At 46.5% G+C, this 24,108-nt stretch carries 22 protein-coding genes; 7 read left to right on the top strand and 15 right to left on the bottom strand.

Annotated elements, in window-relative coordinates:
• Positions 1–4: 4 nt before the first annotated feature.
• Positions 5–1,045 (bottom strand): type I asparaginase, encoded by a 1,041-nt coding sequence (locus Nant_RS08350; RefSeq protein WP_054341184.1) that lies wholly within the window; start codon positions 1,043–1,045, stop codon positions 5–7.
• The gene (locus Nant_RS08345; protein ID WP_054341183.1) at positions 1,042–2,457 is read right to left on the bottom strand and encodes an aspartate ammonia-lyase; all 1,416 of its coding nucleotides are present in this window, start codon (positions 2,455–2,457) and stop codon (positions 1,042–1,044) included. The genes Nant_RS08350 and Nant_RS08345 overlap by 4 nt, the downstream gene beginning before the upstream one ends.
• A 157-nt stretch (positions 2,458–2,614) precedes the next feature.
• Between Nant_RS08345 and Nant_RS08340 the strand changes: the two genes are divergently transcribed.
• Positions 2,615–3,427 (top strand): helix-turn-helix domain-containing protein, encoded by an 813-nt coding sequence (locus Nant_RS08340; RefSeq protein ID WP_054341182.1) that lies wholly within the window; start codon positions 2,615–2,617, stop codon positions 3,425–3,427.
• A gap of 44 nt (positions 3,428–3,471) precedes the next feature.
• On the opposite strand, the gene Nant_RS08335 is transcribed toward Nant_RS08340, so the two are convergent.
• Together Nant_RS08335 and Nant_RS08330 are read right to left on the bottom strand one after the other, a co-directional pair.
• Positions 3,472–4,107, bottom strand: coding sequence for a hypothetical protein (locus Nant_RS08335; RefSeq protein ID WP_054341181.1), 636 nt, complete (start codon positions 4,105–4,107; stop codon positions 3,472–3,474).
• A 2-nt stretch (positions 4,108–4,109) separates the two neighbouring features.
• Positions 4,110–5,066 carry an AEC family transporter gene (locus Nant_RS08330; RefSeq protein WP_054341180.1) on the bottom strand — a complete coding sequence of 319 codons (957 nt, stop codon included), beginning with the start codon at positions 5,064–5,066 and terminating at the stop codon, positions 4,110–4,112.
• A 271-nt stretch (positions 5,067–5,337) separates the two neighbouring features.
• On the opposite strand from Nant_RS08330, the gene Nant_RS08325 reads away from it, so the two are divergent.
• Positions 5,338–5,535: a hypothetical protein gene (locus Nant_RS08325; RefSeq protein ID WP_054341179.1), complete on the top strand. Its 198-nt coding sequence runs from the start codon at positions 5,338–5,340 to the stop codon at positions 5,533–5,535.
• 57 nt (positions 5,536–5,592) lie between these two features.
• On the opposite strand, the gene Nant_RS08320 is transcribed toward Nant_RS08325, so the two are convergent.
• The 3 genes from Nant_RS08320 to Nant_RS08310 all read right to left on the bottom strand — a co-directional run bounded on the left by Nant_RS08320 (position 5,593) and on the right by Nant_RS08310 (position 9,434).
• Positions 5,593–6,087, bottom strand: a complete 495-nt coding sequence (locus Nant_RS08320) for a SixA phosphatase family protein (RefSeq protein ID WP_054341178.1) — start codon at positions 6,085–6,087, stop codon at positions 5,593–5,595.
• 136 nt (positions 6,088–6,223) lie between these two features.
• Positions 6,224–7,855, bottom strand: coding sequence for an acyl CoA:acetate/3-ketoacid CoA transferase (locus tag Nant_RS08315; RefSeq protein WP_054341177.1), 1,632 nt, complete (start codon positions 7,853–7,855; stop codon positions 6,224–6,226).
• A 151-nt stretch (positions 7,856–8,006) separates the two neighbouring features.
• Positions 8,007–9,434, bottom strand: coding sequence for a sigma-54 interaction domain-containing protein (locus tag Nant_RS08310; protein WP_238377097.1), 1,428 nt, complete (start codon positions 9,432–9,434; stop codon positions 8,007–8,009).
• 162 nt (positions 9,435–9,596) lie between these two features.
• Between Nant_RS08310 and Nant_RS08305 the strand changes: the two genes are divergently transcribed.
• On the top strand, positions 9,597–10,499 hold the full coding sequence (locus Nant_RS08305; protein ID WP_054341176.1) for a hypothetical protein: 903 nt from the start codon (positions 9,597–9,599) through the stop codon (positions 10,497–10,499).
• Between the two features lie 153 nt (positions 10,500–10,652).
• Positions 10,653–11,609: a sensor domain-containing diguanylate cyclase gene (locus tag Nant_RS08300; protein WP_054341175.1), complete on the top strand. Its 957-nt coding sequence runs from the start codon at positions 10,653–10,655 to the stop codon at positions 11,607–11,609.
• Positions 11,610–11,815: 206 nt separating this feature from the next.
• Here Nant_RS08300 and Nant_RS08295 read toward each other — a convergent pair whose 3' ends face one another.
• The 8 genes from Nant_RS08295 to Nant_RS08260 all read right to left on the bottom strand — a co-directional run bounded on the left by Nant_RS08295 (position 11,816) and on the right by Nant_RS08260 (position 19,409).
• Positions 11,816–12,220, bottom strand: a complete 405-nt coding sequence (locus Nant_RS08295) for an SMI1/KNR4 family protein (protein WP_054341174.1) — start codon at positions 12,218–12,220, stop codon at positions 11,816–11,818.
• A 72-nt stretch (positions 12,221–12,292) separates the two neighbouring features.
• Positions 12,293–13,459 carry a PilT/PilU family type 4a pilus ATPase gene (locus Nant_RS08290; protein WP_179078943.1) on the bottom strand — a complete coding sequence of 389 codons (1,167 nt, stop codon included), beginning with the start codon at positions 13,457–13,459 and terminating at the stop codon, positions 12,293–12,295.
• Positions 13,460–13,472: 13 nt separating this feature from the next.
• Positions 13,473–14,399 (bottom strand): hypothetical protein, encoded by a 927-nt coding sequence (locus Nant_RS08285; protein ID WP_054341172.1) that lies wholly within the window; start codon positions 14,397–14,399, stop codon positions 13,473–13,475.
• A 142-nt stretch (positions 14,400–14,541) separates the two neighbouring features.
• Positions 14,542–15,243 (bottom strand): ABC transporter ATP-binding protein, encoded by a 702-nt coding sequence (locus Nant_RS08280; RefSeq protein ID WP_054341171.1) that lies wholly within the window; start codon positions 15,241–15,243, stop codon positions 14,542–14,544.
• A 1-nt stretch (position 15,244) separates the two neighbouring features.
• Positions 15,245–16,012 (bottom strand): high-affinity branched-chain amino acid ABC transporter ATP-binding protein LivG, encoded by a 768-nt coding sequence (livG, locus tag Nant_RS08275; protein WP_054341170.1) that lies wholly within the window; start codon positions 16,010–16,012, stop codon positions 15,245–15,247.
• Complete coding sequence (locus Nant_RS08270) at positions 16,012–17,259, bottom strand: high-affinity branched-chain amino acid ABC transporter permease LivM (protein ID WP_054341169.1); 1,248 nt, start codon at positions 17,257–17,259, stop codon at positions 16,012–16,014. Before Nant_RS08270 ends, livG begins: the two co-directional genes overlap by 1 nt.
• A complete protein-coding gene (gene livH / locus Nant_RS08265; protein ID WP_054341168.1) occupies positions 17,259–18,185 on the bottom strand; it encodes a high-affinity branched-chain amino acid ABC transporter permease LivH in 927 nt (308 codons plus the stop codon). Before livH ends, Nant_RS08270 begins: the two co-directional genes overlap by 1 nt.
• Before the next feature lie 111 nt (positions 18,186–18,296).
• Complete coding sequence (locus Nant_RS08260) at positions 18,297–19,409, bottom strand: branched-chain amino acid ABC transporter substrate-binding protein (protein ID WP_054341167.1); 1,113 nt, start codon at positions 19,407–19,409, stop codon at positions 18,297–18,299.
• Positions 19,410–19,723: 314 nt separating this feature from the next.
• On the opposite strand from Nant_RS08260, the gene Nant_RS08255 reads away from it, so the two are divergent.
• The 3 genes from Nant_RS08255 to Nant_RS08245 are packed head-to-tail and all read left to right on the top strand — an operon-like array spanning position 19,724 to position 24,078.
• Positions 19,724–20,851 carry a WD40/YVTN/BNR-like repeat-containing protein gene (locus Nant_RS08255; protein ID WP_054341166.1) on the top strand — a complete coding sequence of 376 codons (1,128 nt, stop codon included), beginning with the start codon at positions 19,724–19,726 and terminating at the stop codon, positions 20,849–20,851.
• On the top strand, positions 20,844–23,246 hold the full coding sequence (locus tag Nant_RS08250; protein WP_082400149.1) for an efflux RND transporter permease subunit: 2,403 nt from the start codon (positions 20,844–20,846) through the stop codon (positions 23,244–23,246). The genes Nant_RS08255 and Nant_RS08250 overlap by 8 nt, the downstream gene beginning before the upstream one ends.
• Positions 23,236–24,078: a universal stress protein gene (locus Nant_RS08245; protein WP_054341165.1), complete on the top strand. Its 843-nt coding sequence runs from the start codon at positions 23,236–23,238 to the stop codon at positions 24,076–24,078. The genes Nant_RS08250 and Nant_RS08245 overlap by 11 nt, the downstream gene beginning before the upstream one ends.
• Positions 24,079–24,108: the final 30 nt, after the last annotated feature.

Genomic DNA, 24,108 nt, shown 5'->3' with positions numbered 1-24,108 from the left:
ACGGTTAGCTTGTCAGTTCTCCGCACAGCGATGTTGCCATCAACGCTTTCACGCGGGATATATCTGTTTGTGTTGCTAATAAGAAAATCAGTTTAGTAAAAGCCGCTTCAACCGTCATGTCTGACCCAGGAATAACCCCCAATTTATTCAGCTTAGCACCCGTTGCATAAGAGCCCTGTATTACCTGCCCCGAATGGCATAACGTCAGATTGACGATAACAACGCCGCGTTGGTTTGCCTTATCCAATAACGTCATTAAATGTTGGTTGCTATCGGGAGGGTTGCCTGCGCCAAAGCTTAGCATTACAACACCCCGAGTCGCTTCATTATCTAACACTGCATCCAGCTGAGCATCACTGATACCAGGGTATAAGTGCAGCTGAGCAACCTGATGGCTAAGCGTCGGTTGTTGAAAGTCGGATATATTGAAATGATGGTCAGTATCGCTCTTATCTAAGCTCTGTACGGATGTAGCGTAGAGTTCAACCTGAATTCCGGAGTGGCCCAGTGAAGAAAAATTGGGGGATGCAAAGGCACGCAGAGCGGATGTATGCACTTTTTTGGCACGATTGCCCCGCAGTAGTTGGCTGTCGAAGCAGATGCATACTTCCTGATTGCTGGGCTCGCGGGCAAATTCAATTGCATTCAGCAGGTTGTTGGTAGCATCCGTACGAGGTTGTGCCAGCGGGATCTGCGAGCCTGTGAGTATGACCGGCTTGGTTAGCCCTGCCAGTATGAAAGACAGAGCTGAGGCGGTGTAAGCCATGGTGTCTGTACCATGTAATACCACAAAACCGTCATATTCGTCATAATTCTGGATAATCAGTTTGGCCAAAGTTGTCCAATCGTCAGGCACAATATTGGAACTGTCGATCAGCTTATCCAGCTCGATAATATCAAAAGGTTGCAGTGCGGAAATAGAGACCTGGTTGAGTCTTTGTTCCAGTAATCCGCTAAAGCCTCCCTGAGGTGCATAGCCATCGGGTGATGGCCACATACCAATCGTGCCACCGGTGTAAATAATTAAAACGCGGGGCTTATTCATATCGCAGCCTCATACGGCGTTTCCATTGGATTGAGCATTGCTTGCGGGGACATCAGGCGATCCAGCGTTGCGGCATCCAGTAGACTCTCTTTAAGAATCAGCTCGCCGACGGTTGAGCGACTGAGCAACGCATTACGGGCTATGCGAGAAGCGTTATCGTAGCCGATATAAGGTACCAGCGCCGTAATCATGCCGATGCTGTCTTTTACCTGATGGTGACAATGTTCTTTGTTAGCGGTAATGCCTCGTATACAGCGATGATCCAGCATATAAATGGCAGAACTCAGCATTTTCATGGAGTTTAGAATATTATAAATGATGACCGGCTCCATCGCGTTGAGTTGAAGTTGTCCTGCTTCTGCTGCCATTGTAACAGTCAGATCATGACCGATCACTTGAAAAGCTGTTTGGTTAACGGCTTCAGGAATCACAGGGTTCACTTTCCCCGGCATTATTGATGAACCGGCTTGCATCGCAGGCAAGTTGATCTCATTGAATCCTGCGCGTGGTCCGCTGGAAAGAAGACGTAAGTCATTACATATTTTTGATAGTTTAATAGCCAGGCGTTTCTGGATACTGGACATGCTAACAAAAGCGCCCATATCAGACGTGGCTTCTATTAGGTGCTCTGCGGCAACCACAGGTAATGATGATATACGCGCGAGGTGGCTGATAGCTGATTTTGCATAGTCTTTATGTGTATTAATACCGGTGCCAATCGCTGTGCCGCCCAGGTTTACTTCACATAAGAGTTTGCTGGTTTCCTCTATGCGCTGGATGTCTTCCCCCAGCGTGACGGCAAATGCTTTAAATTCCTGTCCCAGTGTCATGGGTACAGCGTCTTGCAGTTGTGTGCGTCCCATCTTCAGAATGCCTGAGAATTCTTCAGATTTTTTTTCTAAGCTTTTTTTGATTGAAGACAGCGCGTAAATCAGTGTTTGGGTGCTTAACACAATGGCTAAGCGTGCGGCTGTTGGATAAGCATCATTGGTCGATTGTGATTTGTTGACGTCATTATTAGGATGTAAATACTGATATTCGCCTTTTTCATGGCCCATGATGGAGAGTGACAGGTTAGCGATAACCTCGTTGGCATTCATGTTAGTCGACGTGCCCGCGCCGCCCTGAATCAGATCGACAACAAATTGATTATGTAATTCGCCCTCACGGATGCGCATGCAGGCCTGGCGTATCGCGTTAGTTTTTTTGCTGCTGAGAATCCCCAGTTCATGATTGGCCTCGGCGGATGCCTCTTTGACCATCGCCAGCGTATTGATCAGATCGTAAAAATGATGGATCGGCACGCCGGTTATATTGAAGTTGCGTAATGCACGCAGTGTTTGAATACCATACCAGGCATTGTCGGGAAGCGTCTCATCGCCTAATAGATCGTGCTCAATTCTGTTTGTCATTAGGTCTGCGCCCTTAGTTATATTTATGTGTGACATTGAATCACACTTAAGTAGTCTCTAACGATTAGGCAGCGATGCAGTTTATGATGCTATTTGCTGCTTGCAGTGCGCCATATAGCATCACTATACTCAAGCGTCGATATCAATGGGTTTATGTATGTATCAGGATCTATCCAGCAACCTGAAATTACTTTGTAGTTATTATGATTCGATTGCGGACGTGTGCCGTCGTTTGGCTCTTAACCGAACGCAGTTCAACCGTTACCTCAGCGGGCGGTATAAACCATCGCCCAAAACGATGCGGAAACTCTGCGATTTTTTTGGTGTGGAGGAATATGAATTATTGTTACCTGCGGCTCAGTTTGAGCGTTTGATACAGGTGCGGCCAAGAGTGGTGACTACGTCGGGACAGCCGCGAATAGAAGATCGTCATTTACAGATGCTAAACAATGCAGGTTCGTCTCAGATGGGAAAATATCTGGGTTATTATTTTGAATATTATATGTCGATGGCGTGCCCGGGCATGATTCTGAGAAACTTGATCTGTATCGAAAAACGCGATCAAGGATATTATTATCAACGTACCGAGCGTTTGAAAGAAAATGCAGGGGAAGCTGTATTTCATAGCAAGTATCTGGGAACGGCGCTGTTTTTGACGGATCGCATCTTTATGATGGATTATGAAGCGCTGGCAACCAATGAGGTGACTGAAACTATTCTTATTCCCAATTATAAAAACCGTATCAGCCGTTTGAATGGCTTGAGAATCGGCGTACCCGCCAGCGGTGTGCGAACGCCGAGTTGTGCTCGCGTGGTGATGGAATACCTAGGCTTGCAGGTGGATTTGCGTAAAGCGTTAGGCTTGTGTGGGCTTTATGAATTGCAGGATGAGGCGATTGAAGAATCTATTAAGTCGGCGGTACGTAATGTGATGGGTGATTCCGAATGGCATTTTTCAGCACGTATATAGAGCAGCGTTAGGTCAGATAGGCTGCCAGGCGCTTGATAAAAAATCTACTGCTCTAAAAACATCTGCCGAATCCGGATATCATCAACACAGCGTTGCAGATGTGAGCGCAGGTTATCGGGTAGCGATTCCGGCCATACCTCAGGTGGCTGAGCACCTGAGGTAATCAGAAAATTCAGCAGTTCTTTATTCTCTGTTTTCAGAGCATGATCAAGTGCGGTCAAACCATGAGAATCGGGTTGGTTCAGATCCATACCATATTGTAGGAAACGACCAAGATGCAATATTAGCTCTGCCGGGGAACAATGTCGGAAACAGGCGGTGACGACATGCGTATCCGTTTCATTAATGATCTGTTCAGAGTTCGTGCCAGATTGTAACAGTACGCTAATTAATGCCAGGCTTTGTTTTTGTTGCAGGGCCAGCAATAGATATGGTTCGTGACTTGAGGCGAGTTTTTTTATATCAGCTCCGGCGCTAATAATAAGCTCCATTGCTTTCGCCTGACCTGCCCTGATAGCCACTTCTATGGCTGACAGGTGAATATTGTCGGATGCCTCCAATACTGCAGGATCAAGCGCTTTTAAGCGTTTAGAGAGGGATGTCAGGTCGCCCGACTCAATCACCTTAATCAGCTTGTTTTTCTTTTGTTTTTTGAAGTAATCAAGTATCAAAGCAGACATCTTTAAATAATCTCCAGCATTTTCAACAGGTAAATTCCAGTGCTTAGCGTAAAAATAGAGCCAAGAGTGGTCGTTAATATTATATTGGCCGCCAGTTGAGCGTTCCCCTTCATGGCTTTTGCCATGACAAAACTGGCCGCTGCTGTTGGGCAGCCAAACAGAACAAACATCAATGCCAGATCCTGGCCTTTAAAGCCTAGCAGCCAGGCGCCGTAAGTAAGTAGTACTGGAAGAATCAGTAACTTAGTGGCTGTTGCCCAAAATGCTTGAATGGAGGAGTGTTTCAGGCTCTTTAGATTGAGCGTGGCGCCGATGGTTAAGAGTGCTAAGGGTAATGTGAGATTAGCAAAATAGCGCCCGGTTTTTTCGATGACTTCAGGCAAAAAGAAGCCAAAATAGGAAAAGGGGAGCGCCAGGAATACAGCAATAATCAACGGGTTTTTGATGATCGCGAGCATGATGCCGGATGGGGACAACGCATTACTATTTTTCATAGGAAGCGTGAGCGCCAAAATAGACAGCACATTATAAAGTGGAATCACCAGCGCGAGTAATAGCGCCGCCTGTGCTAAGCCCGCTTGGCCAAACAGGTTAAAGCTAACGGCTAAGCCAATAATGCCAAAATTGCTGCGAAAAGCTCCTTGAATAAATACGCCGAGATCTTCAGGTGTATGAATCCAGCGTTTTGCCAGTACCCAGATGCCTGCAAACGTAATGAGCGTGCCCGCTGCAACATAGCTAAGTTGTGTTGGATTAAAAACTGCTTGGAAATCGGTTTTGGCAATACTCATGAACACCAGTATTGGCAGCGTAATAACAAACACCAGCCGGGAGCCTGTACTCACAAAAGCATCATCAATCAGGCGGATACGCTTAAGTAAAACACCGATAAATACGATGAAAAAAATGGGTGCAACAATATTAGCCGTGAACGCTAATGTATCGAGGTAAAGTGACACGTCGGCTCCAGGAATAGGAATAGAAAGTAGATGATACGTGTGTTGCGACAGCAGCGCTAGCAACGATGAATTGTCGAAAACAGGCTAAAGAATGGGGCGTTAGTGGGCAGTGAGTAGGGTCCGGCTTGTTTGTCGGGCTGGTTTATTGGACTGATTATATTAATGATTAGTTTTTTTCATCACTAACGATAAAAATGATCGTTTGTTGAATGTCTTTTTCAGCATTAAAGTAAGCATATTAACTTCAGATATAATCCGAAAGGTGAATAATATGCACGATTCAACAGATACTAAACTTGATATGTACGGCAATATTGATACGGCCTATTACGTCGCCATTGCTAAAGAGCTACGTGGTGAATACACAATAGGGATATTCAAAGCAGTATTCAAATCGATTTCCAGAGTAATGGTGGCTATTCTTTCGATTGAAATGCCAATTTTTCCTAGCCGATTAGCACATAGTTAATCGGTTTAGGCGTTACCTTGCAGATAGCCGTTGTATGTAGCTTATTTAATACATGGTTTATTTAATATGTAGCTTAGGGTAATCCAGCCAGTTCAGTGTGCCGCAAAACTCGGAGAGTTCGGACCAACACTTGATGCTCAGGTGTATATGCATCACACCACAGGTTGGTAAATTTTCAATCTTTTTTCCTGTCAGATACTCGCCAAGTTGCTGCAAACCGGGATTGTGACCAAACATCATGATATGGCGGTCTTTGTCTGAGTGGCGTTGTAACACATCCAATAAAGTTTCCATATAAGACTCATAGAGTTCTGGAATTACCTTAATGGGAGGACGGTTCTTTAGATGTTTACTGGTGGCTTTAGCGGTTAATAACGCGCGAATTGCTCCACTGGAAAGACACCGGTCTGGTTCTAGTCCGGCATTGCGCAAACGTTCGACCATCACGGGTAGATCACGCTTTCCACGTTTGTTCAAAGGCCGCTTGAAATCATCACATTCAGGAAATTTCCAGCTGGATTTAGCATGTCTGATCAGTGTTAATGTGCGCATCGCTGAGTCCCTGCTTGATCATACTTAAAGTCGCTGTCTATCCTAAGATAACATGATTTTAAACACAGGCCATTTGTACCTAGACCATTTATACGTAGCAGTTTAAACATAGATCATTTAAACATAGCTAATGGCATCAGGCTGCGAATTCATCATCCTTTGAGGTGTTGTCCAGCACGCGTTTCCAGATAGAACGCATATGGCGCATGGGCATACTGCCTGCATGCTGTAAGTTCATAGGTCCTTCATTAAACAGCCGCGGATCCATCAGAGTGTAATCGTCATCAATAACGGGCATAAACTCCATCTGATCAAGAATATCTTTTTGCAGATCAATTCCTGGCGCTATTTCCAGTAATTTCAGTCCTTCTGCGGTGAGCTTAAAGACGGCTCTTTCGGTAATAAACATGACGTTTTGTTGTTTTTCTAATGCGTACTGACCGTTAAACGTGATCTGCTCGACTGCGCCTAAGAACTTTTTGATTGGGCCGTTTTTGATAATGGAGAGTTGGTTGTTATGGATCTCCAGCTGCTGTACACCAGACGTAAATGTTCCTAAAAAGTAAAGATCCTGCGTGTTTTGAGTGATATTGATAAAGCCACCACAGCCAGCCAGACGGTTACCAAAGCGGCTGACATTGATATGTCCTTCGGGGCAGGTTTCAGCTAAGCCAAGAAAAGCCTGATCCAGCCCGCCCCCATCATAAAAATCAAACTGGGCAGGTTGATCAATAATGGCATCCGCGTTAGCGATAGCCCCAAAACTCAGACCGCTGGCGGGTTCGCCACCAATACCACCAGCTTCCACGGTTAAAGTGAATTCGCTAAGTCGGTTTTCTTCAGCGGCAACCTGCGAGATGATTTCTGGCATGCCAATGCCCAAATTAACGATAGAGTTCTTACGTAGCTCCATTAACGCACGACGGCCAATGATCTTTCGGACACTCAGAGGGATTGCTTGCAGGGAGGGGAGTGTACGGATTTCGCCACAATAGGCGGGGTTGTAATGTTCTGCAAAAGTTTGTGGATGGTCAGCAGGCTCTGATAACACTATATGATCGACAAGAATACCAGGGATCCTGACGCGATCTGGTGTGAGCTGGTGTTGCTCAGTGATTCGCTCTACCTGAACAAGGACTATGCCGCCGCTATTTTTAACGGCTTGTGCTATAGCTAATGAATCTAAGGGAAGCGCTTCTTTCTCCATCGAAATATTGCCGTGCTTATCTGCAGTTGTACCGCGTAGCAGTGCTACGTTAATAGGAAATGCTTTGTAAAAGAGATAAGGCTTACCTGCCAGTGTCAGTCGCTCTACTAAATCTTCCTGAGTGTGACTATTTATTTTACCGCCGTCCTGAATAGGATCCACGAAAGTATGCAGGCCAACATGAGTAATGGTGCCCGGCTTGCCCGCTGCAATATCCCGGAACAAGTGACAAATAACACCTTGAGGAAGATTGTACGCCTCAATTTTGTTTTCTAATGCGAGCTTTCCCAAACGGGGAGCGAGTCCCCAATGGCCACCTACTACGCGTTTCAGCATGCCTTCGTGCCCAAAACGGTTCAGGCCCTTAGTGTGAGCGTCGCCTTGGCCTGCAGCATATACCAGGCTCAGTTGAGCAGGGTGGCCGGTTTCAAGGAAACGCTTTTCTATTGCTTTGGCGAGCGTCTCAGCAAAGCCAATGCCAATAAACCCGGCGGTGGCAATGGTGGTGCAATCGTTGATCAATAGCGCGGCTTCTTCAGCTGATATAAGACGACTTGGCATGCGAGTACCTTCCTTATCATTATTTTTATAGTAGTCTATTAAGCAAAAGTCGAGCCAACATCTTAAATATTATTTAAATCAAAGGTTTATGTTATATTGTAAATTTTAAATGTCTTGGAATTAATACACTTATGTATAAATAACAAACATGTTATTTATTTGCCTGACACTTTTTTAGTCGCTCATATAAGGTAGCGCGGGAAATGCCTAATAGCTTGGCTGTTTTGCTTTTATTACCCCCTGTTTTTTCCAGAGCCTGCTCAAGTGCTATTTTATCTGTGCGTAAGCGGATCTCCGACAACGATAAAGAAGGTGCTCGAAGTTGAGGAGAAAAAGACGTAATACAGGTCTCGGATGTTGGCAGGTCGTCAAATGCGCCTAAGTCTTCTGGTTCAATGGCGCTGCCTTCTGCCATAACACAACCTCTTTCCAGGCGGTTGTGAAGTTCACGAACATTGCCGGGCCAACTGTATTGATATAACCACTGTCGTGCTGAATCGGTGAGTTCTAATGCCGGAATTTGGGCCTGCTTCTGGATGCTCTCCAGCATGTGTTGGCAGAGCAGAGGAATATCTTCTTTCCTGTCTCGTAGTGGTGCTAAGCGAATAGGTAGAACATTCAGGCGGTAATAAAGGTCGGCTCGGAATTCGCCCTCATCCACGAGCTGTTTCAGGTTTTTTGAGGTGGCCGCAATAACGCGTACATCAACTTGTTCCAGGCTGTTTGAGCCTAGAGCCTCGACTTCACGCTCTTGTAGTACTCTCAATAACTTGGCTTGCATCGCTAAGGGCATTTCGGCAATTTCATCAAGAAACAAGGTGCCACCATTTGCTAACTGGACTTTACCTTTGCGGCCACCTTTTTCGATGCCGGTATAGGCACCAGGCGCGGCGCCGAATAGCTCAGCTTCCACCAGGGATTCGGGTAAGGCTGCCATGTTAATACCCACAAAAGGGCCGCCATTACGTGGCGATGCATGATGAATACCCTGCGCCAGCAGCTCTTTTCCAGTACCCGTTTCACCGAGTAATAATACCGTTGTGTCCAATAATGCGGCGCGGCGTGCTTGTCTTTTCAGTTGTTGAACAACGCTAGACTGACCGATCAGATCATCCAGTGCATAACGTGAGGGACGAATTAGTTTTTGTTGTTCCAGTTGGCGCTTAAGCCTGGCGAATTTATCAAATAACGGCCCCAGGCTTTCCAGTTCTGTATAAAAAATAAAGCCAATAGCCCCCATCACTGTGCCATCATGATCTTTTAAAGGCATACGTGTGACCACGCACCAACGCCTATTAATCTGCATTAAATCGACAAAGGTTGGTTTGCCGCTTTTTAATACCCTTGGCAATTGCGTAGTAGGCAGAAGCTCCTCAATCGGTGTGCCTATCAGCTCTTTATCTTCAGGTATATTGATGAGTTGACGATATTTGGGGCTCATCCAAATAATACGGCAATCCGCATCGACGGCGATAGCACCCTCACAGAGGCTGGATAGCAGCTCAAAGGGGTGCTGATCACTGGTTTGCCTGCTGAGTAGATCATCCAGACAGATATGCTGTCCTGGCGAATTTATCAATTTTGCATTCCTTGCTAAACTTTATCGTTTGCGTTTTATAGTTATTGTATGGCTCAGACGCTGTAAGTTGAGAATCTATAGCTTTGTGCTCATATGTACAGTGACATACTAGCAGTTGATGATGAAGACGGTAATCTTCATCAGTTTTTCAGGAGCGACCGAATGGATAACCTCGATAAAATTTCAACTACAGCGCTCTCTAAACTGCGCAGTATGTCCAGTAAAGAGTTGTTTATGCAACTGGAAAATTCTGGATGGATTGTACGTTTAGACAATATGTGGGAGCTAACACAGAGTGGCCGGGAACAGGGTGGGGAAGTAAAGCATAGTGACAAATTCGGCATGTATATTGTGTGGCCTGCACAGATGAAAATAGAGGGTGTCGATTCAGTGGTGGTCGCCTATAACCAGAGCACACTTTTGAGTGCGAGCAATATTGCTGAGCTCGTGGCACTAACCGCGCGTCAGGTGAATATGCTCTTGTCTGAATTGGGATGGATGAGTCGTCATCGTAAAGGCTGGACGCTCACACCACAGGGGGAAGCGTTAGGTGGTGTGCAAAAAGAGAATTATAAAACGGGTATTCCTTATGTGTTATGGCCTGCTGGTTTTATGCATAACCGTGCCTTTGAGCGTTCGGTTAAAGCGTTCAAAGGAGACTTGGGGCAGGCGCTCGGGCTGAATGATGTTGCTGATCAAAATACATTAATTTTCAGACAAAAACACCCTGCTAATTTTCGTACGGCAGATGGACATTATGTGCGTTCAAAAGCAGAAATGCTGATTGATAATTGGCTTTATATGGCTGGAATCGCCCACGCTTACGAGCGGGCATTACCGATAGATGAGGATCATTACAGTACCTTTTACCTCCCTGTTGGCAATGCCTATATTGAATATTGGGGTTCTGGAAATACGGCTGAAAATGAGGAAAGAATGCAGGAAAAGCTCAACATGTATGAGAAATACAATTTTAATTTCAGCAAATTAGACGAGTCTGATGTTCTGAGTCTGGATAGCATAATGCCGCGTTTGCTACACAAGCACGGAATTGAAGTCTATTAAAGAAGACTCAGTATTTTTTAATTTTTCATTCCAAAGCGATTATCTGAACTATAATCATTACAGTCTGGTATTTATAAGTGAGTTTTGTTGATAGTTAATAATCGATGAATTAGATAGATAAAACAATGTTGAATTGACGGTAATATAAGCAGAATGAAAAAACCTGATACTACTGAAAATGAAGAGGCTCGACTCAAGACGCTACGTTCACTGGATATTCTTGATACTCCGGCTGAAGAGCGCTTCGATCGGTTAACACGCCTGGCTAAACACATGTTTGATGTGCCTATTGCACTTGTCAGTCTTATCGATGAGCAGCGGCAGTGGTTTAAGTCATCTGTGGGGCTTGATGTTAGAGAGACATCACGGGAAATTTCTTTTTGTGGGCACGCCATACTCAGTGATGAGGTCTTTATCGTCGAAGATGCTGCTGAGGATGAACGTTTTGCGGACAACCCTTTGGTGTTGCAGGCGCCTTATATTCGTTTTTATGCGGGTTGCCCATTGAGGCATTTGGATGGAAGTACATTAGGCACCTTGTGCATTATCGATACAAAATCGAGAATCTTTAACAAGGAAGATATGGAAGCGTTAAGGGATCTTGCTGCGTTGGCAGAAAGAGAGCTCGCTGCTGTGCAATTGGCTACTCTGGATGAACTGACAAAAATATCTAACCGTCGTGGTTTTATTATGTTGTCTCAGCAAACTCTGAAAATGTGTTCCCGGACAAAAATATCTGCATCACTGATCTTTCTTGATATGAATGACTTCAAATTAATCAATGACAAATGGGGACATGCAGAAGGGGATTCGGCATTACTCTCTTTTGCTAAAATAATGGGTGATACATTTCGGGATTCCGATATTTTTGCCAGAATCGGAGGAGATGAGTTTGCGGTGTTATTAACCAATACGAGCTTAAAACAGGCAAATGAGTCTATCGACAGATTTCGGTTAGCGGTAGATAAGTTTAATAAAGCGGCTCATCGTGGTTATGATCTATTATTCTGTGAAGGTGTGGTTGAATTTGACTATAAAAAGAAGGATTCGGTTGAAACCCTGATGAAACAAGCTGATGCGTTAATGTATGAAAAAAAGAGCCAGTTCTGACTCTTTTATTTAACGCTTGCTGCCTGTTGAGTTAAATACAGCCTCTAGCTGACCATCCACACGTTCGTGATCCAATCCCAGAGGGAATCCCTATTAATGCCTTCTGAAATATCAGCTTTCAGCTTTTAACTGACCATCCACACGTTCGTGATCCAATCCCAGAGGGAATCCCTATTAATGCCTTCTGAAATATCAGCTTTCAGCTTTTAACTGACCATCCACACGTTCGTGATCCAATCCCAGAGGGAATCCCATTGATCTTCTGATATATCGTCTTCAGCTGACCAGAATCCGATAGCGCCATCTTGTTCTATAAAATAATAGCCGTCATTGGCTTCGCAAATAGGTATAAGCTCTCGCGGCATGCCCAAAGACCATGCTGTTGCGGTTAATTCTGGTAAATGTGTATGAGCATGTGGTTCGGTGGCTGTAACGGGTGATAATGTGCCAACCACCACATCACTGGCGTCCAGTAAAAATTCTTTAAGATCGGCGGGAATGGAGATCAGAATTTCTTCTTCCAATTCTACCAGTTCGTCCTCATCAGGGAGGCGAACAGAACTGAAACGATCTTGGTTCATTTCGCGAAGTTCGTCGATGATCTCATTCATAGCGTGGTTCGGTGTCCTGAGGCCAAAGGCCAATTTAGCAGCAATAATGTTCCTTGAAGTTTACAGCATCTGTTAGAAAACTGTTTGTCCTTTGTGCTCATCCTCCTCATCTTCTGGTGCTTTCTCTTTTTCTTTTTCTTCTTCCAGACTGAAGTTCAAGCCGCCGTCATTGCTTTTTCCATCATCTCGTAATTTAAACTTTAAGCGCAAATTATTAGCAGAATCCGCATTTTTGATAGCCTCTTCTTCACTGATCGTTCCTGCCATAGCCAGCTTATACAGCGCAGAATCAAAGGATTGCATCCCTAATGACTCTGATTTGGTCATGATTTCTTTGATACCATCAATGTCGCCTTTCATAATCAGTTCTTTGGTGGTGGAGGTGGCCAGTAAAATTTCAATAGCAGCCGCACGTTTGCCATCAAGGGTACGTACCAGGCGTTGCGATACGATAGCGCGAACATTCAACGAGAGATCGGTCAGCAATTGATGACGTCTTTCTTCAGGGAAAAAGTTAATGATACGATCCAAAGCCTGGTTAGCGTTGTTAGCATGCAATGTCGAGATTGCCAGATGCCCTGTCTCAGCAAAGGCCAGGCAGTGCTCCATGGTTTCTTTATCCCTGACTTCACCGATCAGGATAACATCTGGGGCCTGGCGGAGAGTGTTGACCAGCGCACTATGGAAACTACGGGTATCGACACCCACTTCACGTTGATTCACAATTGATTTTTTGTGATGGTGAACAAATTCTATGGGGTCTTCAATGGTAATGATATGACCGCCACTATTGCTGTTGCGGTGATCAATTAATGCCGCCAGTGAGGTCGATTTGCCGGAACCGGTGCCACCGACAAATAACACCAATCCACGTTTTTCCATAATCACATCTTTCAGGATATCGGGTAGTCCCAGATCTTCCATGCGCGGAATATCCATTTTGATATTCCGCGCTACAATCGCCACATCATTACGCTGTTTGAAAATATTCAAACGGAAGCGCCCTGATTTTGCTATTGATATGGCTAAATTCATCTCAAGATCTTGTTTGAAGGTGGTGCGCTGCTCTTCATCCATCACCTCCATTGCAATCTTTTCGATTTCACCATATTGGTAAGGCGTTTTGCTCAACGGTTTCAGAACACCCTGAAATTTCCCACAGGGGGGCGCACCCGTGGAGAGGTACAGATCCGAGCCATCTTTGGCGGCCAGAATCTTTAAATAATCGTAAAAATCCATTTTCTTTTCCTGATCAGCCATCGGTATTAATCTGAGTAATCAGCTCCTGTAATGTCTGTTCCGCTTTATCGTTGTCTATCTGACAAGTCCCTGCGGCCTGATGACCACCGCCATTGTATTTAAGCATCAGCTCTCCTACGTTGGTCTGGGAGTAACGGTCGAAAATAGATTTTCCGGTAGCAAATACAGTATTTTGTTGTTTCAATCCCCACAGGACATGAATTGAAATATTGCATTGTGGGAAGAGGGCATAGATAACAAATCGATTACCCGCGAAGATCACTTCTTCATTACGCAGATCCAGTAACACCAGATTGCCGTGAACGGTAGCGCAGCGCTGGATTTGATCTTTAAATTTTGTTTCCTGATCAAAATAAAGTTCGACGCGCTCTTTTACGTCGATAAGTTCAAATATCTCATCAATTGAGTGATTTTTGCAGTAATCGATCAGGTCCATCATTAAGTTGTAATTTGAGATACGGAACTCGCGAAAACGACCTAGCCCGGTACGCGCATCCATCAAAAAGTTGAGCAATTCCCATCTTTTAGGATTCAGGACTTCTTTTTGATTATATTGTGCGGAATCAGCTTTATCGACGGCATCCATCATTTCATCCCAAGCGGATGGGAATGCGGTATGCCCGCCATAGTGCCGCCACACAACGCGTGCCGCTGAAGGTGCATCCGGGTCGATAATATAGTTGGTTTTAGTACCCGGATTACGAATCGTTTCTGACAGATGATGATCAAAGACTAAATGCGCGCTAGCGACATAAGGCAGGTTGGTAGTGATATCACTGGAAGTAATATCTATGCTGCCGTCTTGCATATCTTTTGGATGAACAAACTTAATATCGTCAATAAGGTCTAGATGTTTGAGTAGAACTGCGCACACCAAACCATCGAAATCGCTACGGGTGACTAATCTAAATTGGGACATACAGTATTCCTGCGTTAACTTGCAAAATTTATAATTATTAGTATAGACAAGGATCATAAGTGTGCAGAAAAAATCAGCAGGGAAAAAAAGCCACGCGTTATATAAATAACGAGTGGCCTTTAAATTCATGCCGACAGGTTGTTTAGCCACCCAAGTAAGCTTTGCGCACTTCGGGGTTGGTCAGCAATGCTTCACCGGTATCGCTGAGCACAACACGGCCGTTTTCCATCACATAACCACGGTCAGCGATGCGTAGTGCCTGATTGGCGTTCTGCTCGACTAAAAAAATGGTCACGCCATCATCACGCAGCTTTTCAATAATGGAGAAAATTTGCTGAATAATAATGGGGGCCAAACCTAAGGAAGGTTCGTCCAGCAGAATCATCCGTGGTCGACTCATCATGGCGCGGCCAATGGCCAGCATTTGCTGCTCACCACCCGACATCGTGCCGGCACGTTGGCTAATACGCTCTTCTAAACGCGGAAACAGTTCCAATACTTCAGCCAGGCTTTCTTCGTACTCTGCGTTACTGCGAAAGTAAGCGCCCATATGCAGATTTTCCTGCACGGTGAGACGCGAGAATACGCGTCGTCCTTCCGGTACTACTGCTAATCCTTTACGCATGATTTGTGCGGTAGGGACAGAGGAAATATCTTCATTGTCGAAGAGTATTGTGCCGGAGGATGCACGCGGGTCGCCACAAATGGTCATCATCAGTGTGGTTTTGCCTGCACCGTTTGCCCCGATCAGGGTCACGATTTCACCTGCTTTAACATCGATAGAGATGTCGTGTAATGCCTGAATTTTGCCGTAGTGGGTGTTTACATTTTCCAGTTTCAGCATTTTATGATTCTCCAAGGTATGCTTTGATGACATCAGGATTATTCTTGATCTCGTCGGCATTACCGTCGGCCAGAGGCGTTCCTTGGGCGATCACATAAATATGATCAGAGATACCCATTACCAACCCCATATCATGCTCTATCAGGAGTATGGATATTTCATGTTCATCGCGTAGCTTGATGATCAGTTCATCCAGTTCCTTGGTTTCATTCGGATTCAGACCGGCGGCAGGTTCGTCGAGCATTAGCAGTTCAGGTTGCGTCACCATGCAACGGGCAATTTCTAAACGGCGTTGTTGGCCGTAAGACAGGTTGCCGGATTCACGGTTAGCTGAGTCCAGTAGGTCCACCTCTTTCAGCCAATATACGGCACGCTCCATCGCTTCCTGCTCGAGTCGTCGATACGACGGCGTTTTAAATAAACCTGAAAGCAGGCTGGTATTTAAATGGCGATGCTGTGCAACCAGCATATTTTCAATCACAGTCATATTGGAGAACAGCCGCACATGTTGGAACGTACGAACCAGACCCTGACGGGAGATTTCAAAATCTTTCAGGCCCGCAATATCATTGCCCTTGAACATGACGCTGCCGGCGGTGGGGATATAAAATCCGGACAAGCAATTAAATACAGTTGTTTTACCCGCCCCATTAGGGCCAATAATCGAGACGATTTGACGGTTTTTTACGTATAAACTAACGTTGTTGACCGCTTTCAGTCCGCCAAACTGCATGGTTAGCCCATTAACATCGAGTAATAACTGACTCACTATTTTAACTCCAGAACAGGGCGTTTCATGGGCACTAAACCTTGTGGCCGCCAGCGCATCATCAGAACCATGGTTAATCCGAACAACAGCATGCGGTATTCGGAGAACTCGCGCGCCAGCTCAGGCAAAATGGTCATAATAATGGCCGCCAGAATAATCCCGATCTGTGAACCCATTCCGCCCAGCACAACAATCGCCAGAATGATGGCCGACTCTATAAAGGTAAAGGATTCTGGGCTGATAAAGCCTTGCCTTGCGGCAAAGAACGACCCTGCGAAACCCGCGGTAGAGGCACCGATGGTAAAGGCCGAGAGCTTGATAGCAGTGCGGTTTAAGCCCAGTGAACGACAGGCGATTTCATCTTCACGTAAGGCTTCCCAGGCACGTCCAATCGGCATACGCATCAGGCGATTAATCACGTAGATAACAAAGGCGACCAGTACAACCGCAATTAAATAGAGAAAAATAACTTTATGTGAACTGGAGTAGTCTATGCCAAAAAACTCATGAAAGAGGGTGCTGCCTTCTTTTGATTTTCGTGAAAACTCCATGCCGAACAACGTCGGCTTGGCAATGCCTGAAATACCGTTAGGGCCTCCGGTTACAGCGGTCCAGTTGTTAAGCAGGATACGGATGATTTCACCGAAGCCTAAGGTCACAATGGCAAGATAATCACCGCGTAAACGCAATACAGGGAAGCCCAGAATAAAGCCAAACAGGGCGGCCATACCCGCAGAAATTGGCAGACAGACCCAAAAAGATAAGCCGAAATATTGCGAAAGCAACGCATAGGTATAAGCACCCACCGCGTAAAAGGCTACATAGCCGAGATCAAGCAGACCCGCCAGCCCGACTACAATGTTCAGGCCTAACCCTAGCATAATGTAGATCAGTGCCAGCGTGGCCAAATCAACCGAGCCACGCGAGACCATAAAGGGCCAGATAACCATGCACACAAAGACACCGGCCATGAGCCAGGGTTTAAGTTGTGTCATTTTATCGCCCACGGGTATTAAGTGACTGACCTGTGGTTTAGGTATTTTACGAAAAGCCGCATCAATCTGATCTGAAAATAGCTGCGAGAAGAAGACCAGAGCAATGCCGCCGAAGATCCATGCCCATTGTTCGGGCGTTGCACCGGTAACGCCGAGGGTGGCGCCATCAGTGTCCAGTTTTACGCCAATCATCAGACACGCTAGTACAAAGGTAATACCGGCAGAAAAAATTGCGTTGTAGAGCTTACCCATCAGACTTTCTCCACTTCCGGTTTGCCCAGCAGGCCGCTAGGACGGAACAGTAGGATCAGTATTAACAAGCCGAATGAAACAACATCTTTGTATTCAGAAGGAAAGTATGCGGCTGTCAGTGCTTCTGTGACACCGAGAATAAGACCGCCTAACATCGCCCCGGGTATTGAGCCGATACCGCCGAGTACGGCTGCCGTAAAGGCTTTAAGGCCCGCAATGAAGCCAATAAAGGGATTCACCACGCCGTAATACAGGCTCAGGAGTAAACCGGCAATGGCGGCCAACGCTGCACCAATAATGAAGGTCATCGCTATAACGCGGTTGGTATCAACACCGAGTAAGTTGGTCATGCCGATATCTTCTGAGCAGGCACGACAGGCACGTCCCATCCGCGAACGCGAGATAAACAGCGTTAAGACGAGCATTGAAACGAAGGTGGCAACCCAGATGAATAATTGCATGTAGGAAAATGACACTTCAAACAAGTTGGGATCGCCAAATGTCCAGCCGCCGGTGATCTGAGGAGGCAGCGCAATATCGCGTGAACCTTGCGACAAGACGACATAGTTTTGCAGGAAGATCGACATACCGATGGCGGAGATCAGTGGTATCAAACGGTTGGTGCCACGTAACGGGCGATAAGCCACCCGCTCAACGGTCCAGCCATAGGTGCTAGCGATAAGCACGGCAATGACGAGGGCTATAAAAAGGATAAGCGGCAGGCTTACCATGCCCATCCCCAGTAAGCCGGCAATTACGATAAAGGTAATATAAGAGCCGATCATATAAATCTCGCCGTGAGCGAAATTAATCATGCCGATGATGCCGTAGACCATAGTGTAGCCAATAGCGATCAGGGCATAGGTCGACCCGATAGTCAGCCCGTTAATAAGCTGCTGAACCAGATAGAGAAATGTGTCTGACATATGCGGGAACCGTATAATGAAACACCCTTGATCCCGGATCACGGAATAAGGGTGTTTATTTGAATCAGCTCAGTATTAAATACCGACTAAATTCTATTATTGTTATTAGCATTACTGCGCCGGTGTTTTAGTACCGTCTGCATGCCAGTCGTAAACCACAAACGAGAATTGTTTCAGGTCGCCTTTTTCATCATAGGCCAGTTCACCTGTGGTCGTTTTAAAGGTATTAGCATGAATATATTCAGCTAATTTTTCTGTATCCGTTGAGCCTGTTGCTGTCATTGCTGCGGTCATGACTTGAATCGCAGAATAAGCAGGGAATACGAACGGGCCGCTTGGATCTTCACCTTTATCAATAATTGCCTGAACAATTGCCTGGTTGGCAGGATTTTTCTCAAAGCTCTGTGGCAGAGTCACTAACAAACCTTCAGAAGCTTCGCCGGCAATTTTAGAGATGTCTGGGTTACCCACACCTTCAGGGCCCATGAATTTAGCATCTAAACCTTTGGCTTTCGCCTGACGCAGAATCAAACCCAACTCTGGGTGGTAGCCGCCGTAGTAAACGAAATCGACGTTATTCATTTTCAGTTTAGCGATCAGCGCAGAGAAATCTTTATCGCCAGAAGTGACACCTTCAAACATCACGGGTGTAATACCGTTAGCTTCTACTTCATTTTTAACCGCGGTTGCCAAGCCTTCACCATACTGCTGTTTATCATGGATAATCGCCATGTTTTTTGGCTTAACGTTGTTAATAATGTACTGCCCGGCGAAAGGCCCCTGCATGCTATCCAGACCGATAGTACGGAAGATCATCTGGTGACCTTTTTCCGTAATGCTCGGAGAGGTGGAAGCGGCAGTGATCATTAATATACCTTCTTCTTCGTAAATATCAGAAGCAGGTTCCGTTGAAGATGAACACAGGTGACCTACCACGTGATGAATACCATCGTTAACGATTTTGTTAGCAACAGCGACCGCTTGCTTAGGATCGCAGGCATCATCATAAACCACACCTTCAAGCTGCATACCATTGATGCCGCCTGCTTTGTTTATTTGCTCTATCGCCGCAAAAACACCAATTTTTTGCATATCGCCATACTGCGCAACCGGACCCGTAGAAGGGCCTGCTAAGGCAATTTTAAGGGTGTCAGCATTTGCTGCAGCGCCGTATAAGCAAATTGCAGTACCCACAGACAAAAGCGTACGTGTAAATTTCTTCATGGGAAATATAGCCTCTCTGTCCTGCGGCTCGATGTGTGTCGAGACCTGGACCCTATAGTTATTTTGTTAGACTGGTTAAATAGACTATAAAATCAAAAAAAAATCAATGTTTACTATAGGAAACAAAATTTCTGAAAATCTCCTTGATCGATAATGTTACTGATATTGGGAGCTTCTGTTATTGAGCCAATGGCGTTAACAAACGATCCTGCTTACGATAAGAAGCTCCGTTTGGCGAGAAACAAAAAAATATCTAACAGAATGATATGATGTTCCCGTCCATTCCCCAAATAATGATAAAAAGTGGGGGCAATATGCTCAGTGTTACTAAGTTTAGCCAGCGTGCCCGCTGGTGTGTTGGTTTTATTGTGATGGCAGTCACGCCGCTTGCGTTTGCCGCCATGGACCGCATCGAAACGCCTAGTCATTTATCCGGTCGTGCCGCCGAAGGTTTGCTCTTGGATATTGCGCACGCCGGTGATCGTTTGGTTGCCGTGGGTGATCAGGGGCGGATTCTTCTTTCTGATGATCAGGGCGTTAGCTGGAAGCAGGTACAGGCTCCCGTTAGTGTGTTACTCACGTCGGTTTATTTTTCCGATGCACAGCATGGCTGGGCGGTAGGGCATGATGGTGTGGTGATTCATACAGAGGATGCCGGCGATACCTGGCTGACGCAGCTGAATGGCCGTCAATTAAACCAACTACAGCTAGATACCTATCAAACGCTGGTAGATGCCGGTGGCGACCCGCAAGCACAAGACCTGCCAATGGATGAACTAGAACTCTTTTTAGAGGATGCCATGGTGGCGGTGGAAGAGGGGCCAACTCAACCATTACTGGATGTGTTATTTGTTAATAATCAGTTGGGGTTTCTGCTGGGTTCTTATGGTGTGTTACTTAAAACCGAGGACGCTGGCGTCCATTGGTCTGTTTTATCGCACCGCTTACCGAACCCTGGTCGTTTTCACCTCAATGCGCTGCTAGTTGAAAAGCAATCTTTGATCATTGCCGGAGAAGCGGGCGTTTTATTTAAGTCAGATGATATGGGTGATAGCTGGATTGCGCTTGAGTCTCCTTATGAAGGCTCGTTTTTTGGCTTATTAAGCTATGCCGGGCAAGGACAGGCACTATCTCAAGTCCTGGCTTTGGGTCTGAGAGGGCATCTTTTCGCCAGTGAGGATAGCGGCGATTCGTGGCAGCAGATTGCAGTGGATAGCACGGCGTCTCTGGTCAGCGCTGCCAGCAATAACAATGAGGTGATGCTGGTGGGACAGGGAGGGTTGGTTCTTACGGGCAAGACACTGGATAAACTGACAGCGTTCGAGCCGCAAGATCGGCGTGCGTGGAGCGCCGTTACCCGCGTCAACGACGGCTGGGTGTTAGTCGGTGAAAAAGGTATTAAGCGTATATCTGATACAGCGTTGGGAGCAGATCATGAGTAAGTCACCGTATACATCAGGTAAGCCGTCAGGGCTGGCATCAGCGCTACTGGGGCCTATCAAGCTATCTGAGCAAATTATTGAACGCGTACTGTTTTACAAGCGTGTGCCGGTGTTGTTTATCTTTATTTTGCTCACGCTCGGGTTAGGCTTTCAGGCGGTGCAAATTCGCCCCGACGCCAGCTTCGTTAAGATGATTCCCAGCAGCCATCCCTATGTCGAAAACTATTTAAAATATCGCAATGACCTGTCGGGCTTAGGTAACAGCCTGCGTGTAGTGGTGGAAGCCAAAGAAGGCGATATTTTTACCACAACCTTTCAGAACACTCTGAAACAAGTGACCGATGAAGCCTTTTTTATTCCGGGTGTCGATCGCTCGGCGCTTAAGTCTATCTGGACGCCGAACGTACGCTGGACAGAAGTCACCGAAGAAGGCTTTGAAGGCGGACCTGTTATCTCTCCGGAATACGACGGCAGTGCCGCCAGTCTGGAGCAGCTACGCACCAATGTGCTGCGTTCAGGGCAGGTGGGTATTCTGGTGGCGAACGATTTTAAATCGGCGATTATCCAGATGCCACTGTTCGATAAAGATCCGGCAACCGGTGAAAAACTTAACTATCAGGTACTGTCCAGCAAAGTTGAGACGTTAATCCGCGAAAAGTATGAAAATGCCGATGTGCGTATTCGTATTACCGGCTTTGCCAAAATTGTCGGTGACCTGATCGATGGTGCAAAATCGGTGGCACTCTTCTTTGCGATGGCGATTGCTATCACGCTGGTACTGCTCTATCTCTATTCTGGCAGCGTAACCGGAACACTGATCCCCATAGGCTGCTCGTTAGTCGCGGTAGTCTGGCAGATGGGCTTGTTGAAGATATTCGGCTATGGGTTGGACCCGTACTCAATGCTGGTGCCTTTTCTGGTGTTTGCGATCGGGGTTAGCCATGGCGTGCAGGTGGTTAATACGATTCGTCTGGAACAATCAGAAGGTGCCGATCCCTGGCTGGCGGCCCGTCGGGCTTTTCGTGCCATCTATATTCCTGGCCTAACCGCGTTGCTATCGGACGGCTTAGGTTTTGTCACCCTAATGGTGATTGATATACAGGTGATTCAGGATCTGGCCGTGGCAGCCTCCGTCGGCGTTGCGGTTATCGTCATGACTAACCTTTTATTACTGCCACTGCTGATGTCGTATGTAGGCGTGGGTAAAAAAGCCATCGCCAAAATGCAGGCCAGCCAGAATAAAGAAAGCTCGCCTTGGCAAATGCTGACCGTATTCGCGAAACCGCGTGGTGCGATCATCGCGGTATCCTTTGCGTTAGTCGCTTTAGGCGTAGGCTTATATGGTAGCCAGAATCTCAAAATTGGTGATCTGGACAAAGGTGCACCGGAGCTGCGGGCAGACTCGCGCTACAATCTGGATAATGCCTTTGTCACCGATCATTACTCCACCTCCAGCGATATTTTTGTGGTGATGGCAACCACAGCGCCAAACCAATGCACCAGCTACAACACACTGTCGACTGTCGATAGTTTTCAGGAATATTTAACCGATGTGCCGGGTATTCAGAGCAGTGTTTCATTGGTGGATGTGTCTAAGCGTGTCACCGCGGGTTTAAATGAAGGTAACCTGAAATGGCGCAGTGTCAGCCGCAACCAATATGTGATTAACGCCTCGCTGGCGTATGTCCCTTCTGGATTTATGAACGGTAGCTGCTCGCTGCTGCCGGTCATTATTTTTCTGGATGACCACAAAGCTGAAACATTGGACCGAATATCTGCCGCGATTGCTGATTTTGCAGCAGAGCATAATAGTGATGCGCTTAAATTTGAAATGGCCGCCGGTAACAGCGGCTTTGAAGCCGCCACCAATGATGTAATCGGCACCGCCCAATACGAAATGTTGGCCTGGGTGTATGGCGTGGTGAGTATTCTCTGTTTGCTGACCTTCCGCTCGGTTAAAACCGTTATCTGCATTATCGCGCCATTAGCGCTTACCTCTGTATTGTGTCAGGCATTGATGGCCTATCTAGGGATTGGCGTGAAAGTCGCTACCTTGCCGGTTATCGCCTTGGGCGTCGGGATCGGTGTGGATTATGGTATCTATATCTACTCGCGCTTGAGTACCTATTTGGTACAAGGGAAAACACTGCCAGAAGCTTATTTAGCAACGCTTAAAACTACCGGGTCATCGGTTGCCTTTACAGGCTTAACCTTGGCTATAGGTGTGGTGTTGTGGGTGTTCTCACCGATTAAATTCCAGGCAGATATGGGTATCTTGCTCACCTTTATGTTCTTGTGGAACATGCTGGGTGCGCTCATATTGCTACCCGCACTGGCGTGCTTGCTACATAACCATAAAGCGGCCCAGACTGAGGAGAACGCACATGTTTACTAAAACGGTGTTGATCGCGCTGGATGCCAGCGCCGCCGCAGAAATAGCCTTTAAACGTGGTGTGTTAATCGCGGATCGAATGGGCAGCAAGCTAGAAGTACTGTGGTTGTTTTCTCCTTTGCCGGATCACCCCCTCATGCGTTTGATCGCCGCATTGAGTGTAGATGGCATGCAGATTAAACAGCACTATCATGAGGAAAAAAACTTCCTGCAAGATGTACTGGCACGTTGGCAAAAAGACCATTTTGCACTGCTGATCAAAAGTTGCGATACCACGCATAAAGGCATACTCGCCCCGCTGGATTGGCAGTTATTACGCCAGACGCCATGCCCCGTATTGCTAGTCAAACGTGACAGTTTATGGGAGGGCGGACAAATCATGGCGGCCGTTGATCCACTCTCACGCAAGAAAAGCTGTTTGCAGCTCAACCTGAGCGTATTGATGATGGCGGCTGTGATCAGCCAGGAAGCCAAAGCCACACTAGATGTAATCGTTTCGTACTCGCCTCCCATGCTGGGCGCTGAACCTGAAAACCAGTCGTCCAGTTTGTCCGCCGATAAAGCCTCCACCGCGGCTCACGCGTTGTTGAAGGGTATGCAGATAGAGCCAGCTACTTACCATATTGGCGAAGGCCCGCCGGAATACTGGATACCCAAGGTAGCCGAAGAGCAACACGCCGCGCTGATGGTCATCGGCACACATGGCCGCGATGGCATAAAAGGCGCTTTACTGGGTAATACTGCAGAGCGCATTCTGGATCGGCTCAGCTGCGATGTATTAGTACTGCGTGCGGGTTTATCCGCGAATATCGATGCGCTACTGCAGGATATCTGAGCACAACAAAACAGGCGTCACTGACATTAT

The organism is Neptunomonas antarctica, assembly GCF_001305295.1.
Taxonomy (GTDB): Bacteria; Pseudomonadota; Gammaproteobacteria; order Pseudomonadales; family Balneatricaceae; genus Neptunomonas; species Neptunomonas antarctica.
This window is presented reverse-complemented; position numbering and strand designations above follow the sequence as displayed.